Consider the following 15,380-nt stretch of genomic DNA (forward strand, 5'->3'; position numbering starts at 1 on the left):
GTGGTGGACGCCGCCGGCCAGAAGGGTACGGGTCGCTGGACGGTTATTTCCGCTCTTGAGCTCGGTTCTCCTGTCTCCGGCATTGCCGAGTCCGTATTTGCCCGTGCCCTGTCTTCCCAGGCAGAGCAGCGCAAGCTGGGCCAGGAACTGCTCGCCGGTGAGGAAGCCGCCGTCGAAATCCCCGAGACATTCGTTGAGGACGTCCGCCAGGCACTGTACGCCTCCAAGCTGGTGTCCTACGCCCAGGGCCTGGACATGCTGACTTCCGCCGCGAAGGAATACGGCTGGGACCTCAAGCTGGACGAGATCGCCTCTCTCTGGCGTGCGGGCTGCATCATTCGTGCAGAACTGCTCAAGGACATCACCAAGGCTTACGCAGCTGACGAGAAGCCGGCCAACCTGCTGTTCGCACCGGCCTTCACCAAGGCCATCGCCGAGGCCCTCCCGGCCTGGCGCCGCGTCGTGGCCACCGCTGTCCAGCTGGGCATCCCGGTACCGGTGTTCTCCTCCTCGCTGGCCTACTACGACGGCCTGCGCCGCAAGCGCGTTGCTGCTGCCCTCATCCAGGGCCAGCGCGACCTCTTCGGTGCACACACCTACGGCCGTGTTGACGCCGAAGGCACGTTCCACACCCTGTGGGGCGAAGACAAGTCCGAAATCCCGGCTGTCGACACCCACTAGTCGCTGTAACCGCCACAGGCCGGCTCCCCCCGATATACGCTGGGGGAAGCCGGCCTTTGCCGTCCCTGAGGCGTGAGGAGTACACCGTGGCTGAACGCATTGCCCTCGTTACCGGCGCGTCCACTGGAATTGGCTTTGCGGCGGCCTTGGCACTCAGTTCAGCGGGATTCGTTGTCTACGCAGGTGCCCGGCGTGTGGAGAAGATGGAGCCCTTGAAGGCCCATGGCATCGAGGTCCTCCATCTGGACGTTACCGACGATGCCTCCATGGTTTCGGCGGTCGCGACGGTGGAAGCGGCCCATGGGCGGGTTGATGTCCTGGTCAACAATGCGGGGTACGGTGCGTATGGCTCCTTGGAAGAAGTCCCGCTCGAGGAGGGCCGCCGGCAGTTCGAGGTCAATGTGCTGGGCCTGGCCAGGATGACCCAGTTGGTCCTCCCGCGGATGCGCCGGTCGGGGACAGGCCGACTCATCAACATCTCGTCCATCGGCGGGAAGATCTTTGAGCCTTTGGGGGCCTGGTACCACGGGACCAAGTTCGCCGTGGAGGGAATGAGCGATTCCTTGCGGCTGGAGCTCAAACCCCACGGCATCGATGTGGTCATCATCGAACCCTCCGGAACGGACACGGAATGGGGAACCATCGCCGGCGAAGGCCTCATGCTGGCGTCCGGTGACGGCCCGTACAAGGACCAGGCCCACGTCATGGCTGCAGCATTGGCATCGACGTCCGGGCAGATCCTTTCCACTCCGCCCGGCGTGGTCGCCAGGGCGATCGTGAAGGCCGCAACGGCAAAACGCCCCAGGACCCGCTACCCGGTGGGCAGGGGAGCCTGGAGCGTCCTGGCGTTGCGGCGGGTGCTCCCGGACCGTGCCTTCGACACAGTGTTGTGGAACTCCTACCAAAGGTTTACCGGCTAGATCCGGTACTCGATGTAATACTCGGCCGGGTCAACGGCAGGTTTGGTCTCGGACTTGGCATCACGGTGCCGCCAGGTAGCCGGAACTCCGGTGATGATGGACTCCGGTGGGGCGTTCTTGACCACAACGGCGTTGGCACCAACGGCACTGTCTGCGCCGATGGTGATTGGACCCAGCACCTTGGCGCCGGCGCCAATGGTCACCCGGTCGCCGATGGTCGGGTGCCGCTTCACCTTGGCCAGGGACCGGCCGCCGAGGGTCACGCCGTGGTAGATCATCACGTCGTCCCCGATTTCCGAGGTCTCGCCAATCACCACTCCCATGCCGTGGTCAATGAAGAATCGTCGGCCGATGGTGGCGCCCGGGTGGATCTCGATACCCGTCAGGAAGCGTGCCAGCTGGGAAATAAGGCGGGCCGGAAAGCGCAGTGCAGGGTTTTGCCAGAGCTTATGGGTCAGGCGGTGTGCCCAGATGGCGTGGAGGCCGGAATAGGCAAAAAAGTTCTCAAAAGAGCCTCGAGCCGCCGGGTCGTGGGACCGGGCGGCGTCGAGGTCTTCCTTAAGCCTTGCGAAGAAACCCACAAAGACCTTTCTACAGGAATGAATATTCGCGGGCGAAGAATCAGCCGCGGATATCGTCAAACAGGACCGTGGAGATGTAACGTTCGCCGAAGTCGCAGACCACGGCAACGATCAGCTTGCCCGCATTTTCCGGTCGCTTGGCCAGTTCCAGGGCGCCCCAGACGATTGCGCCGGAGGAAATGCCGCCCAGGATGCCTTCGCGTGCACCCAGTTCACGGGCTACGCGGACGGAGTCTTCAAGGGTGGCGTCGAGGACTTCGTCGTAGACGTTGGTGTCCAGGATCTCCGGCACAAAGTTGGCGCCGAGGCCCTGGATCTTGTGCGGGCCGGGGGCTCCGCCGTTGAGGATGGGGGAGTCCTTGGGTTCGACCGCGACGATTTGCACGCCCGGCTTGCGCTCCTTGAGCACCTGTCCGACGCCGGTAATGGTTCCGCCGGTGCCGACGCCGGAGACGAAGATGTCCACTTCGCCGTCGGTGTCTGCCCAGACTTCCTCGGCCGTGGTGTCGCGGTGGACCTGGGGGTTGGCCTCGTTGGCGAACTGGCGTGCCCAGATGGAGTTCTCGGTGTTGGCTACGATTTCCTGGGCCTTCTCCACGGCACCACGCATGCCCTCGGAACCCGGGGTCAGGACGATTTCGGCACCGTAGGCCCGCAGCATGACGCGGCGTTCGGTGGACATGGTCTCAGGCATGGTCAGGATGACCTTGTAGCCACGGGCGGCACCAACCAAGGCAAGGGCGATACCGGTGTTGCCGGAAGTGCCTTCGACAATCGTTCCGCCGGGCTTCAGGGCGCCGGACTTCTCGGCGGCGTCGATGATGGCTACACCGATGCGGTCCTTCACGCTGTTGGCCGGGTTGTAGAACTCAAGCTTGACTGCGACAGTTGCGCCAAGTCCTTCGGTCAGGCGGTTCAGACGGACAAGCGGGGTGCGTCCGACCAGCTGGGTGACGTCGTCGTAGATCCTTGCCATGAAAATGTATGCCTATCTCTGAAGAGGGAAATGCTGAGGTCAGCCTAACCAGCGGTGACGAAACCCTGCTAAGCAATTAGCCATGCGGAGTAATATTTCCGGGCTTTCGCCAGCTTGGGATTAATAATCACCTGGCAGTAGCCCTGGTTCGGGAACTTCGCGTAGTAGTCCTGGTGAATTTCCTCGGCTTCGTAGAAGTCCCCCAGGCGGCTCACCTCCGTAACAATCGGATGCGGCCACAGGGACTGCGCGCGTTCGATGGCCTCCTCGAAAAGGATCTTTTCCTCGGTGGTGGTGTAGAACATCGACGAGCGGTACTGCGTGCCCACGTCGTATCCCTGCCGGTTAAGGGTGGTGGGGTCGTGCAGCGCAAAGAACATGTCCAGGATGACTTCCGCAGGGACCACCGAATCATCGAAGGTCACGGCCACCACCTCGGCATGGCCGGTGGTTCCGGAGCAGACCTCATAGTAGTCGGGATTGCGGAGGTGGCCGCCGGTATAACCGGAGACAACCGACTTCACGCCGCGGGTCTTCTGGTAGACGGCGTCCAAGCACCAGAAGCAGCCGCCGCCAAGTACGAAAGTTTTCATGATCTCTTCAATGGATCGGACGGACGGATGATTCCCGCAACACCTTACGGGACCATGACGTCGAGGTCACACCCTGACCGATCCGGTGCAGTAGGTAAGAATAAGAGTATGGAAGCAGTAGACACCGCCCATTCCGATGCGGACTCCAGCGACGACGCCGGAACAGTTGAAGACAACGGTGAGCCGACCCTGGGCCAGGTCCTGCTGGCCGTAGAGGAACTCTGGCCTGAGTCCCTCGCTGAAGATTGGGACGAGGTTGGCCTGGTCGTGGGGAGGCCTGACGCGCCGGTGACCAAGGTCCTGTTCGCCGTCGATCCAACCCTTGAGGTGATCGACGAGGCCATCGAGTGGGGCGCAGAGCTCCTGGTCACCCACCACCCCTTGCTGCTCAAAGGGGTGAACTCTGTAGCGGCGACCACTGCGAAGGGCCTTGCAGTCCATCGCCTGATCGAGGCCGGGACCGGCCTCCTGACAGTCCACACCAATGGCGATTCAGCGGTCGGGGGTGTCTCCGACGTCCTTGCGGACGCCTTCGGCCTGGACAATGTCAGCCCGCTCACCACGGCAGCGAATGGCCTGCCCGAGGAAGGAATCGGCAGGGTTGGCGATCTCCCCGAACTCATGACACTCGGCGATTTTGCCGCGAGGGTATTCGGCGTGCTTCCGGCTGTTGCCGGGGGAGTCCGCGTGGCAGGGGACAAGGATGGCCTGGTTCGACGCGTTGCCGTGTGCGGCGGCGCAGGCGACAGCCTTTTCGATGCCGTCCGGGCCAACCAGGCTGACGTTTACGTGACTGCGGACATGCGGCACCACCCGGCGTCGGAAGCCCGGGAGGCTGCGGTCAATGACCGGCCATACCTTATTGATGTTTCGCATTTCGCCAGCGAGTGGCTCTGGTTGCCGGTGGCCGCCGAAGCCCTGTCGAATGTCCTCAAGGACCAGGGGCACGACGTCGAGATCCGGGTCAGCAGCACCAACAGCGACCCCTGGGACTTCATCCTGACTCCCGGCGGGGACTAGCATCTACAAGACAGTGGCCGGAAGGCCCGGTCGGCACTGACCAGCGGTGCCGGCGACATTCAGGTGGAGGTAAGCGTGGCGAAGGCAGCACCGGCAGAACAACTCAAATTGCTTGAACTGCAGGGACTCGACGCCAGGCTCAAATCGTTGGCAGGCCAGCGTAAGGTGCTTGAAACCGATCCCCGCATCACCGATCTCCAGGATGCCCTCAACGTGGCAAACGGTGAACTGGGTGCTGCAAAGCTCGCCGTCCATGACGCCGAAGCTGAACTCCGCCGTTCGGAAACCGACGTGGAGCAGGTGGTAAGCCGCATCGAGCGGGACGAAGCCCGGCTCAACAGTGGCACTGGGCTTTCCAAGGACCTGGTTGCGCTCCAGAACGACATCGCGTCACTGAACAAACGGCGTTCGGACCTGGAGGACGTGGAACTGGAAATCCTGGAGCGCCTGGACTCACTCCGGGAACGCCAGGCCGCCCAGCAAGCGATCGTGGACGACATCCAGGGATCGTTCGGCAGCATCAGGGCCGAACTCGACGAAGCCATCGCCGGGGTTGCAGCGGAAGAAACCGTTGTCCGTGGCCAGAGGGCAGCATTTGCCCAGGCACTGGACCAAAACATGGTTGCTATCTACGACAAGACCATTGCCAAGCGGGGTGTGGGCGCGGCCCGCCTTTTCCATGGAAAATCCGAAGGTTCCGGTATGACGCTCAGCCCCGGCGACCTCGCGGAGGTCAGGGCGGCTGCCGAGGACGACATCGTCTTCTGCCCCGACTCCGGTTGCATCCTGGTCCGCTCGGCGGAGTGGAACTAAGCGGTCAGGATGATGTTGAGGGCGTGCGGCTTGCGGGCCGTGCCCTCGACGAGCTCGCCCGTCCACACCTCAGCGGCGGCCTTCAGCAACTGGGCGGGCGTGGCAGGGGCCTTCCCCCGCCTCGTGAGCAGGTGCCGTGCGAGCTCGCCGCGGGTGTGCTTGGCGAAGTGGCTTACCACCGTGCGCTTGCCATTGGCCTCGTTGAACACGTTGACGGTAACCGTCTGTGCAGCAGGTGGCGCCCAGGCGGCCGCATAGGTACTGGAGCGGCAATCAACCAGCAGCTCGCCTTCCGAGCGCTTGGCGAGGGCAGCGGCCAGTTGCGGCTTCCAGTAGGAGGCGAGGCGTCCGACGTCGGGCAGTGCGGTTCCCATGGACAGCCGGTAGGCGGGCACGTGGTCGCCAAATCCAATGGCGCCCCACAGGGCGGAAACCACCAGGATCGATTCGGCCGCCTTGCGGCGCTGCGTGGGAGTCAGGCTGTTGTAGCCGAGGGCGTCATAGAGGACGCCCGAGTAGACCTGGTGCGCTGGTGCGGCAGGTTCCGAGTGCAGCCTCGTGTTGCGTTCGACGTCGTCCCGCAGCGAGGCGCCGACGCCCAGCAAAGCGAGGGCGTCTTCATGCGCGCTCACCGTTCCCAGGGCCTCGAGGACCTTTGCACGGTAGGGGTTCAAGTCCGGAAAGCTCAGCCCCTCCCAGTCGATGGAGGGTCCTTTGGCAGCGGGAGTCTTGCCTTCGGAAGGCGGAAGGAGAATCAGCACCAGTCGATATTACCGGTGTCGGGGAGCGGTTCGGACGCCGGTAGACTGTACGGCGGATGGGTTGACCAGGCGGTCGCGCGCCACGAAAGTGGCTCGAGGAACGTCCGGGCTCCACAGGGCAGGGTGGTGGGTAACGCCCACTCGGGGTAACCCGCAGGCAAGTGCCACAGAAAACAGACCGCCTGCGCTGGCCGGTGCGTGCATCGGTTGGTCCGCAGGTAAGGGTGAAACGGCGGTGTAAGAGACCACCAGCTCCCTGGGTGACCGGGGAGGCTAGGTAAACCCCACCCGGAGCAAGGCCAGACAGGACACGTTCGAGGGCTGCCCGCCCGAGTGTCCGGGTAGGCTGCTGGAGGGCGTCGGCAACGGCGTTCGTAGATGGATGGCCGCCACTCCCTTGCCGGCAACGGCAGGGGATGACAGAACCCGGCGTATCGGTCAACCCATCCATTTATGACTCCCTGAAAAACGTGCGTGTGAGTGATTTCACGCATCCGGGCGGCCAATGCCCGGTGATCCCGCCCTAGAATGGTTACTGAACGTAGAAGTTCTGCCGCCGGGTCTGCGTTCGCAGCCGGCGGATTTTCTTTGCTCTCGTTCAAGGCGCAGTGGGTGGACCGAAGCCCTCAGCGCATGTGCCGCAGGACTACTCCGGGCGGCCGACGCCATCTGCATACGAAGACGTATGTGGTTGACCCAAGGAAGGTAGTTCTGTGAGCCAGACGTCAGATTCTTGTCTTGATAAGTGGATGGGCCGGGAGGCCCTCGCCGAGGCCATGATTCCGGTGATCGGCCGGTTGTACCGGGAAAACAACGTGGTCACCAGCATCCACGGCCGGAGCCTGATCAACAAGTCCACCATGAACATCCTGAAGGCCCACCGCTTCGCCCGCCGGATGAGCAACACCGAGCTGCTGCTCGAGGAGACCGCACCGCTGCTGAACGCGCTGGCCGAGCTGGAGCTCGGCGCTGCCGCGATCGACATCGCCCGCCTCACCGAAAAGTACCGTGCAGAGAACGGCGCTGTTTCCTTGGACGAGTTCCTACGCGCAGAGTTGGCCGAGGTTGTTGGCAAGCGCGGCGCTGACGACCGCACCAGCACCGACGTCGTTCTTTATGGCTTTGGCCGGATCGGCCGCCTCCTGGCCCGTCTCCTGATCGAAAAGGCGGGCGGTGGCCACGGGCTGCGCCTGCGCGCGATCGTTGTCCGCAAGGGCGCCGAGAACGACCTCGTCAAGCGGGCAAGCCTGCTGCGCCGCGACTCCGTCCACGGCTCCTTCGAAGGCACCATCCGCGTCGACGAAGAAGCCAACACCATCACGGCCAACGGCGTGCAGATCCAGGTGATCTACTCGGACAACCCCGCCACCGTTGACTACACGGCATACGGCATCAAGGATGCACTTGTGGTGGACAACACCGGCCGCTGGCGCGACGCCGACGGCCTGTCACAGCACCTGCAGAGCAAGGGTGTGGCCCGCGTGCTCCTGACCGCTCCGGGCAAGGGCGACCTCAAGAACATCGTGCACGGCATCAACCAGGGCGACATCACCGATGAGGACAAGATCGTCACCGCCGCGTCCTGCACCACCAACGCCATCACCCCCGTGCTGAAGGCCATCAATGACAAGTTCGGCATCATCCACGGCCACGTCGAAACCGTTCACTCGTTCACCAACGACCAGAACCTGATCGACAACTTCCACAAGGGAGACCGCCGCGGACGCTCCGCAGCGCTCAACATGGTGATCACCGAGACCGGTGCAGCGAAGGCCGTTGCCAAGGCACTGCCCGAGCTGCAGGGCAAGCTCACCGGCAACGCCATCCGCGTCCCTACGCCGGACGTGTCCATGGCCATCCTCAACCTCAACCTCGCCAACGGCACCACGCGCGACGAAGTCAACGACTACCTTCGGGAAATGTCCCTGCACTCGCCGTTGCGCAAGCAGATCGATTACATCGACTCGCCGGATGTCGTTTCCACGGACTTCGTCGGCTCCCGCCGCGCGGGCATCGTGGATGGGCTCGCCACCATTTCCAACGACAAGAACCTGGTTCTCTACGTCTGGTACGACAACGAGTTCGGCTACTCCTGCCAGGTTGTCCGCGTGATGGAGGAGATGGCCGGCGTCAACCCGCCGTCGTTCCCCGCCCGCGACATCGTTGCCCCCATCGCGGTGCTTGAGGCAGCGAACGCCTAGGCAAAAGTGTTACCGGGGTTTCCCGGCTGGGTTACTGGAATCAGCCGGGAAACCTGCTCACAATGGGGTCATGGAAAATGAATCTACGTTGGAGCACGAGACCACGCTGGAACACGCGTTGGACGTGGCAAAGGCCAACCATAAGCAAGCACAAAAACTGCTCGACCAGGCCGTCGCGGCCAATGCCGCAGGCGATGTCACAGACGAACGCGTAGAACAATTGCGGGGTCTGTTGGCAGTAGCCGCAGAAGACCTGCAACGCGTGATGCGGGAGCAATAGGCCAGCCCGCCACCGTCCACAGGGTGACTTCTCCTGCACACTGTGGATAGCGGCTTCGATGTCGGTGCCTTGTCCTACGCTCGAAGGGCACGATCACCCCGACTGAACGGAGCCCCTTGAGTACCACCTGGCCTGCGTACAGGCGCGCCCGCCGCCGGTCCCGGCAAGCCTGGACCATCCTTGGTTTGCTCGCGGCCACCGTGGTGGGTGGACTGTCCTGGTTCTTCGCCGCAGGCCAATTCGACGTAGCGGGCCCGTGGGTTGCCGGGCCCACCGAGGCGCCGGTCTTTGATTCCGCGTGGATGAAGCCTCTCCCGGCCGCTGTCGCGGTGCCGGCGCAAAAAGCCTCTGAGGCCTTGGACCACCTCGAAGTGAAGGGCCGGTCGTCGAAGAACGACTACGACCGCACGGCTTTCGGGCAGGCCTGGCTGGACGTTGACCGTAATGGATGCGACACGAGGAACGACATCCTTCGCAGGGATCTCGCCGGCGTCGAATTCACCGCAGGATCCGCATGCAAGGTTGCGTCCGGACAAATCCAGGAGCCATACACGGGAGCGTCGGTTTCGTTCCGCCGGGGCCAGGACACGAGCTCGGTCCTGCAGATCGACCATGTTGTTGCGCTGGCTGACGCCTGGCAGAAGGGTGCCAAGCAGTTGTCGGTCCAGCAGCGCCAGATGCTGGCCAATGATCCGCTGAACCTCATAACCGCCGACGGACCCGAAAACGTCAAGAAGGGCGCGGGCGATGCCGCAACCTGGCTGCCACCCAACAAGAACTTCCGCTGCCATTATGTGGCCCGGCAAATATCGGTGAAAACAGCCTACAAGCTATGGGTCACCCAGGCAGAGAAAGACGCCATGAAGCGCGTTCTTGCCTCTTGTCCGGATCAGCAGACCATCTACAGCGCCAGGTGACCATGCCCCAGTTGCCAGGTGCCGCCGTCGTCGATCCTCTCCAGGACCACTCTCTGCAGCGAGGTTTTGCGTGGCAGCCCGTCCAGGTTCTCGAGCCCACGGTGCCGGAACGTGAAGTAGACGGCATCGGTGGGAGCGTCCGAGCAGCGGTCCAGGATGAACCGCCGGGCGAAGGACGCGATGTTGCTGTCCGGAAGGTGCTCCACCAAGTAAGGATCGAGCATCCATGACTCGCACGTGGCCGTGGCCACAGGTTTGTCGGGGAAATGCCCGGCGAAGAACAGTTTGGCATCCCTGAGACTCGCGTCAACAGCGGTAGGGGAGAGACTCCCATCCTCGGGAATGTGGACACCCAGCTCCCAGGAAGGATCTTGCCCGGCTCTGGCCCCGGGGCGCTCCGGACGGATCAAGTGAAACTGCAACCTGCCCAGCCGGAAGAGATTTCCGGCCATGTGCAGGGTCAGCCATCCCCAGGTGTCCAGGCCGAACCGGCCATGGACGCGCCGGTTGATGCGCAGTTGGAGCCCGGTGTCGGCAAGCGATGCGGCCGACACCTCCGGAGTAATCCCCAAACCAAGGTGATAGGAATGGACCAGGGGCGCGAACCGGAGCAACGCAGTGATCCAGTCGGACTCAGTGGGTCCGTTGGAAACGATGGCCTTCGAGGGGAAGGTGCCGAGCCTCGCCTGAAGTGAGTCGATGGCTTGCTGCACGCCCGCGCCGGGACTGCTGGCAAGCAGCTCCGCGCAGTCGCGGGTATCCTCGCCAGTGATGTCGAGGAGCTCGAACAGCTGTGCGTGGTCCGCCGGCGTCATGCGCTAGTGGCCGAAAGGGTCGGGGTCGACGCCAGGCATCCAGGTCAGCCCCGGGACTCCCCAGCCGTTCTTCTTCGCTTGTTTCATGGCCTTCTTCGAATAGCGGTCCACAAGGCGGTTGACGTACAACTTGCCGTCCAGATGGTCGAACTCGTGCTGTATGACCCGCGCGAACCAGCCGGTTGCCTCGAACTCAATCGGATTCCCGTCGCCATCGAATCCCTGGACCCGAGCCCACTCCGCCCTTTGGAGTGGGTAATGCTCGCCGGGAAAGGACAAGCATCCTTCAACGTGCTCCTCGGGATCCGGCAAGGCCCCGGAAACCTTGGAGAGGGTCAGGACAGGGTTGACCAGCACGCCCTCGTCCGGAGCGTCGTCATCATTGGCGTACTTGTAGACAAAGATGCGCTTACCCACTCCGACCTGGGGAGCAGCGAGGCCGACGCCGTTGGCGGCATCATTGGTTTCGAACATATCCGAGATGAGGGTGCGGAGTTCGTCGTCAAAAACTTCCACCTCGCTGGCACGGCGATGGAGGACAGGTTCGCCCCAGATGGTGATTGGCAGGACCGTCATGTCAGTTCTCCCTTAGTCAGTCGCTGTGGCCAGCGGTGGCTTCGTCAGGAACCGCCGGTGGTCAAACAAAACAAAGGCCGCACCGGATAACCGGTGCGGCCTTTGGGGAAACCGGCTTTCCAGCCAATTCCGGTGGGGTGAGCGACGGGGGTTGAACCCGCGACCTCCTGGACCACAACCAGGCGCTCTGCCAACTGAGCTACGCCCACCATGTGCCTCTTGGTTTGACCGTTTGACCGGCTTTCCGTGAAGGCAACGACAAATAGCTTACCTGCTGTTTTGGGGTTCAAAGTCCACTTTTGCCGGTTTCCCCGAAAAAACTCCGAAAAATGACGCAGATCACACTTCTTCGGGAGCCTTGAGGGTCTCTGCCGAGGCGGTGGTCTCCTTGGAGATGCGTTGGGCGGTGGCCGTGTCCGGTCCGGGGGCAGGCACAAAAACAGCCTCGCGGTAGTAGCGGAGCTCGTCGATGGAATCCTTGATGTCGCCCAGTGCCCGGTGGCCGCCGTGCTTCGCCGGTGCTTGGAAATAGGCGCGCGGGAACCAGCGGCGGGACAGTTCCTTGATGGTGCTGACGTCGATCACGCGGTAATGAAGGTGTTCGATGACATTGGGCATGTCGCGCGCGAGGAACATGCGGTCTGTTCCCACGGAGTTGCCACCCAAGGGTGCCTTGCGGGGGTCCGGCACCCATTTCTCGATGTATTCCAGCACCAGGGCTTCGGCTTCGGCCATGGTCTTGCCGTGGGGGAGTTCGTCGAGGAGCTTGGAGCGCGTATGCATGTCGCGGACGAAATCGTTCATCTGCTCAAGGGCTGCGTCGTCGGGCTTGATGACCACATCCACGCCATCGCCAAGAATGTTGAGCTCCGAGTCGGTCACAAGGGCGGCAACTTCGATCAGGGCATCGTTGACGAGGTCCAGGCCGGTCATTTCGCAGTCAATCCAGACGATGCGTTCATTAGTAATAGGCACGCGCCTAGCCTATCGTTCAGCTTCTTCCAAGTGCTCCGATGGTACGATTTTTGGGCATGGCAGTGTCATTTCTACCTGCCGCAACCCACCCCGGAGATTCGACATTCCGTCCCGAAACATCAAAGGGCAAACGATTGGATGAAACCACATGACGGTGCCCGTACCCACCGCCCAGAAGGCCGGGAGAGTTGCGGCGCCCGCAGGGGCCACTGCAGCCGAGGTGGACAACGCCCGTTCTCCGCTCATCGCCGGATTCATTGGATCCATGTTCCTGGTCTTTGGTTCCTTGGGAGTCGGCTGGCTGGCGCCTGTATCTGAATTGAGGCGGCTGCCGATCTTCATCTGGATGCGGACCGAGGGCGTTGGCGTTGGGCTCTCGATCGTCCTGCTGGCCATTGGCGGGATGTTGCTGGTCCGGGCGTGGCTGAGATTGGGCCAGCGCGTCAGGGTTTGGGGTTTGGAAGCCCGCAAGGCCACCCTCAAAGCGGTTGTGGCCTGGGGCCTGCCCATGATGTTCACGGTTCCGCTCTTCAGCAGGGACGTGTACGCCTACATCGGCCAGGGCCGGCTCATGGTGGAGGGAATCAACCCCTACGAAAATGGCATTTCGGCCCTGCCCAACTACTTCCAGTTGGGCGCGGACAAGATGTGGACCGAAGCCCCCGTTCCGTATGGGCAGCTGTTCCTGTGGATCGAACAATTCGTTGTTTGGGTCACCAACGTCCAACCGGAAGCCTGCATCATGCTGTTCCGGCTGGTTGCCGTGGCGGGCGTCATTCTCTGCATCATTTACGTTCCCAAACTGGCTGAACTCCACGGGGTGAACCCCCACAGGGCACTGTGGCTGACTGCCGCAAACCCGCTGTTCCTGACAAACTTCATCGCCAGCGTCCACAACGATGCCCTGATGATCGGCCTGGCCCTTGCCGGCTTGTATTACTGCGCAACGCGCAGGGTGGTCCTGGGAATCGTCCTGGTGGCCCTCTCCATTTCGGTCAAGCCGATAACTGTGGTGTTCCTCCCTTTCATTGGTTTGCTGTGGGCCGGCAAGGGAGCTTCCTGGCCACGGAAGTTCCTTTTCTGGTTCCTGACGGCGGCCCTGACTTTGGGCATCCTGTACGCCTTGGGCCTTGTCAACGGCTACGGATTCGGTTGGATCAAGGGCCTCTCCGCACCCGGTAGTGTGTGGATCTGGTATGCCCCCATCGGTCTGATCGGGCTGGTTGTCGCATCCATCTTCAATGTCTTCGGGCTCGATGGGTGGGGTATGGCTAAATGGGTTTACGACGCCGGAAAGCTGCTGATGCTTGCTGCGGTGGCTTGGCTGGTGTTCCGCGGAGAATATGACCGCCTCATGCGGCGGCTCACCCTGGCATTCGCGGCGATCGTGCTGTTGGCACCCATGATCCAGTCCTGGTATGTCGTATGGCTGATACCGCTGTTTGCAGTGACCGGGATCCGCAACGACTGGCAGGTCAAGGCGGTGTACTTCGTGGTCTCCTTCTTCATGGTCTACGCCATCTCAGACCAGTTGGATGTTTTCCCATACCTGCAGAGCGAAGACCTTGGCCTGGCTCTGACCCTGGCCCGGAACGCCGCAGCGATTATTGCCTTGCTCTTCGCTGTGTATTTGATCTTCGTTGATCCGAAGACAAAGAGCCTGTTCCGGAAGCGTGACGAGCCGGGATTGCGCCCGATCATCTGAGGAAGGGCTCCCGGGATTCACCGTGCGGGCAGCAGCCGCAGGGCTTCCCTCGTGGACAACGGACTGAGCGAGGGCGCATTCTCGGCGGCAAAAGCCCTCACCCAGTTGGGGTCCGTTTTGCTGAACTCACGCAATGCCCAACCGATGGCCTTTCGGATGAAGAACTCCTTGTCCGCAAGGTTGGCTTTGATGACGGCGGCGAGCAAGGCAGTGTCCGTCTTGGCCTTTGCACCAAGTTGGGCCGTGATGGAGGCCCTTCGTATCCACATATCCGCATCGCTTGACCAGCGCAGCAACAGCGGCGTCATGGTTTCCGGGTGTGCCAACAGCAGAGCGCCGATGCGGTGGGCTACACCATCCACCAGGTCCCACCAGGCCCCGGTCCTGATGATTTCCTCGTAGACGGGCAGCATGTCCAGGTCCTCCTTGACGAGGCGGAGTCCGGTCAGGTCGATCGCCGCGTACCGTTCTTCCCGGGCGGCAGCGTTTCGCCACAGATCCAAGGCAGCCTGGCGCAGGAGTTCCGGTGTGGCCAACGGGAACTGCCTGGCGGCCTCATTGACGATCTTCCGTACCTGCGGAACCCGGACACCCAACGACGGCATGTCCGACTTCATGTAAGCCTGGGCGCCCTGCGCACGATCGGCGTCACCGGCTGAGCGCAGGGTCGATCGGATGGCCTCAAGGAGATCGGTGTTGTCCATGCCTCAACTGTAGGGCCGGAACCCCCTGCAACACCGGGGAAACAATCTTGCTCCGCCACCGTCAGCTCTGCTCCCAGGTTTGGCTTCAGGCCGCGGCATTCATGACCTCACCAGTGGCGGTATCCACCACAAGGTTGTCCAGCTCTCCGCCCGTTTCCTCGTCATCGGAAGTGTTGTGTTCCCCGGGCGGCACGCGGCCATCGTCAACCGGCTCCCATCCTGGGCCATCGGGGTCAGGCCCTGCACTTTCCAGCCCGGCACCGTTGGCCCCCGCCGCCGTGGCGTCCCCCTGCGACCCCGCGGGTGCCGTCGTGCCAGGCGAGGACGCACCGTTCATGCGGGTGAAGTTCGCCGATCCCCACATGAGGTCATGTCCCACGGACTCGGCATCGACTTCGGCCACGTGGTAGATCTTGCCCTCGTGCTCCCATTGCCTGAGCCGCAGCCGCCCCACCACGATGACCCGCTGGCCCTTTTTGATGCTGCAGCCCACATGCCCGGCGAGGTACCGGAATGATTGCACCGTGTACCAATTGGTGTTCCCGTCCACCCAGGTGCTGCTGGCACGGTCATAGCGGCGTTCCGTTGTGCCCAGCCGGAAGGATGCCGTGGAGGTGCCGCGGGCAGTGGTTGAGCTTTTGACTTCCGAAGCTACAAAGCCCCGGAGAGTGACGATGTCATTCATGATGGTCCTTGGTGATGTAGGAAAGGTGCCTGTCTGGCTCTTTCAGCTTCATCCACGTGGTTTGGGTGGGGGATACCGTCCGGCGCCTATGTGCATAACAGTGGCAAAGCGGCCCCTGTGGAGGGCAACTGCGCCACCAAGGAGCGCGTCTTGCCGTCCGGTGAGGGAATGCACTGT

General features: G+C 62.6%; 16 protein-coding genes, 1 tRNA gene, 1 other RNA gene and 1 pseudogene. 9 read left to right on the forward strand and 10 right to left on the reverse strand.

Features of this window, described 5'->3' with window-relative positions:
• Together ACFVSJ_RS12265 and ACFVSJ_RS12270 are read left to right on the forward strand one after the other, a co-directional pair.
• Positions 1–681, forward strand: a pseudogene (locus ACFVSJ_RS12265) (NADP-dependent phosphogluconate dehydrogenase); the annotation flags it as partial.
• An 86-nt stretch (positions 682–767) separates the two neighbouring features.
• Positions 768–1,601 carry an oxidoreductase gene (locus tag ACFVSJ_RS12270; RefSeq protein ID WP_387437080.1) on the forward strand — a complete coding sequence of 278 codons (834 nt, stop codon included), beginning with the start codon at positions 768–770 and terminating at the stop codon, positions 1,599–1,601.
• Here ACFVSJ_RS12270 and epsC read toward each other — a convergent pair.
• The 3 genes from epsC to msrA form a co-directional block, all read right to left on the reverse strand.
• Positions 1,598–2,182, reverse strand: coding sequence for a serine O-acetyltransferase EpsC (gene epsC, locus ACFVSJ_RS12275; protein ID WP_387437081.1), 585 nt, complete (start codon positions 2,180–2,182; stop codon positions 1,598–1,600). The two genes, ACFVSJ_RS12270 and epsC, sit on opposite strands and share 4 nt — an antisense overlap.
• 40 nt (positions 2,183–2,222) lie before the next feature.
• The gene (gene cysK / locus ACFVSJ_RS12280) at positions 2,223–3,158 is read right to left on the reverse strand and encodes a cysteine synthase A (protein ID WP_387437082.1); all 936 of its coding nucleotides are present in this window, start codon (positions 3,156–3,158) and stop codon (positions 2,223–2,225) included.
• A 68-nt stretch (positions 3,159–3,226) separates the two neighbouring features.
• Positions 3,227–3,751: a peptide-methionine (S)-S-oxide reductase MsrA gene (gene msrA / locus ACFVSJ_RS12285; protein WP_387437083.1), complete on the reverse strand. Its 525-nt coding sequence runs from the start codon at positions 3,749–3,751 to the stop codon at positions 3,227–3,229.
• Positions 3,752–3,859: 108 nt separating this feature from the next.
• Between msrA and ACFVSJ_RS12290 the strand changes: the two genes are divergently transcribed.
• Both ACFVSJ_RS12290 and ACFVSJ_RS12295 read left to right on the forward strand, forming a co-directional pair.
• Entirely contained in the window at positions 3,860–4,771 is a 912-nt protein-coding gene (locus tag ACFVSJ_RS12290; RefSeq protein ID WP_387437084.1) for a Nif3-like dinuclear metal center hexameric protein, read from the forward strand.
• Positions 4,772–4,846: 75 nt separating this feature from the next.
• Complete coding sequence (locus ACFVSJ_RS12295; protein WP_387437085.1) at positions 4,847–5,584, forward strand: zinc ribbon domain-containing protein; 738 nt, start codon at positions 4,847–4,849, stop codon at positions 5,582–5,584.
• Here the strand turns inward: ACFVSJ_RS12295 and ACFVSJ_RS12300 are convergent.
• Complete coding sequence (locus ACFVSJ_RS12300) at positions 5,581–6,345, reverse strand: YaaA family protein (RefSeq protein ID WP_387437086.1); 765 nt, start codon at positions 6,343–6,345, stop codon at positions 5,581–5,583. The genes ACFVSJ_RS12295 and ACFVSJ_RS12300 overlap by 4 nt on opposite strands.
• A gap of 57 nt (positions 6,346–6,402) precedes the next feature.
• Between ACFVSJ_RS12300 and rnpB the strand changes: the two genes are divergently transcribed.
• The 4 genes from rnpB (at position 6,403) to ACFVSJ_RS12320 (ending at position 9,743) form a co-directional block, all read left to right on the forward strand.
• An RNA gene (gene rnpB, locus ACFVSJ_RS12305) (RNase P RNA component class A) lies at positions 6,403–6,795 on the forward strand.
• A 263-nt stretch (positions 6,796–7,058) separates the two neighbouring features.
• Positions 7,059–8,546: a glyceraldehyde-3-phosphate dehydrogenase gene (locus ACFVSJ_RS12310; RefSeq protein ID WP_387437087.1), complete on the forward strand. Its 1,488-nt coding sequence runs from the start codon at positions 7,059–7,061 to the stop codon at positions 8,544–8,546.
• A gap of 70 nt (positions 8,547–8,616) precedes the next feature.
• Positions 8,617–8,826: a hypothetical protein gene (locus ACFVSJ_RS12315; RefSeq protein ID WP_387437088.1), complete on the forward strand. Its 210-nt coding sequence runs from the start codon at positions 8,617–8,619 to the stop codon at positions 8,824–8,826.
• A 116-nt stretch (positions 8,827–8,942) separates the two neighbouring features.
• Positions 8,943–9,743, forward strand: coding sequence for an HNH endonuclease family protein (locus ACFVSJ_RS12320; protein ID WP_387437089.1), 801 nt, complete (start codon positions 8,943–8,945; stop codon positions 9,741–9,743).
• Here ACFVSJ_RS12320 and ACFVSJ_RS12325 read toward each other — a convergent pair.
• From ACFVSJ_RS12325 to orn, 4 genes are all read right to left on the reverse strand, one after another.
• Positions 9,728–10,558: an acyltransferase domain-containing protein gene (locus tag ACFVSJ_RS12325; protein WP_387437090.1), complete on the reverse strand. Its 831-nt coding sequence runs from the start codon at positions 10,556–10,558 to the stop codon at positions 9,728–9,730. The genes ACFVSJ_RS12320 and ACFVSJ_RS12325 overlap by 16 nt on opposite strands.
• Positions 10,559–10,561: 3 nt before the next feature.
• A complete protein-coding gene (def, locus tag ACFVSJ_RS12330) occupies positions 10,562–11,134 on the reverse strand; it encodes a peptide deformylase (protein ID WP_387437091.1) in 573 nt (190 codons plus the stop codon).
• A gap of 133 nt (positions 11,135–11,267) precedes the next feature.
• Positions 11,268–11,343 (reverse strand) — tRNA-His (locus ACFVSJ_RS12335).
• A 130-nt stretch (positions 11,344–11,473) separates the two neighbouring features.
• Positions 11,474–12,109: an oligoribonuclease gene (gene orn, locus ACFVSJ_RS12340; RefSeq protein ID WP_387437092.1), complete on the reverse strand. Its 636-nt coding sequence runs from the start codon at positions 12,107–12,109 to the stop codon at positions 11,474–11,476.
• Positions 12,110–12,257: 148 nt separating this feature from the next.
• Between orn and mptB the strand changes: the two genes are divergently transcribed.
• A complete protein-coding gene (gene mptB / locus ACFVSJ_RS12345) occupies positions 12,258–13,814 on the forward strand; it encodes a polyprenol phosphomannose-dependent alpha 1,6 mannosyltransferase MptB (RefSeq protein WP_387437093.1) in 1,557 nt (518 codons plus the stop codon).
• A 17-nt stretch (positions 13,815–13,831) separates the two neighbouring features.
• On the opposite strand, the gene ACFVSJ_RS12350 is transcribed toward mptB, so the two are convergent.
• Positions 13,832–14,518, reverse strand: a complete 687-nt coding sequence (locus ACFVSJ_RS12350; protein WP_387437094.1) for a DNA alkylation repair protein — start codon at positions 14,516–14,518, stop codon at positions 13,832–13,834.
• Between the two features lie 85 nt (positions 14,519–14,603).
• Entirely contained in the window at positions 14,604–15,203 is a 600-nt protein-coding gene (locus ACFVSJ_RS12355) for a single-stranded DNA-binding protein (protein WP_387437095.1), read from the reverse strand.
• Positions 15,204–15,380: the final 177 nt, after the last annotated feature.

The organism is Paenarthrobacter sp. NPDC058040 (genome assembly GCF_042885775.1).
Classification (GTDB): Bacteria; Actinomycetota; Actinomycetes; order Actinomycetales; family Micrococcaceae; genus Arthrobacter.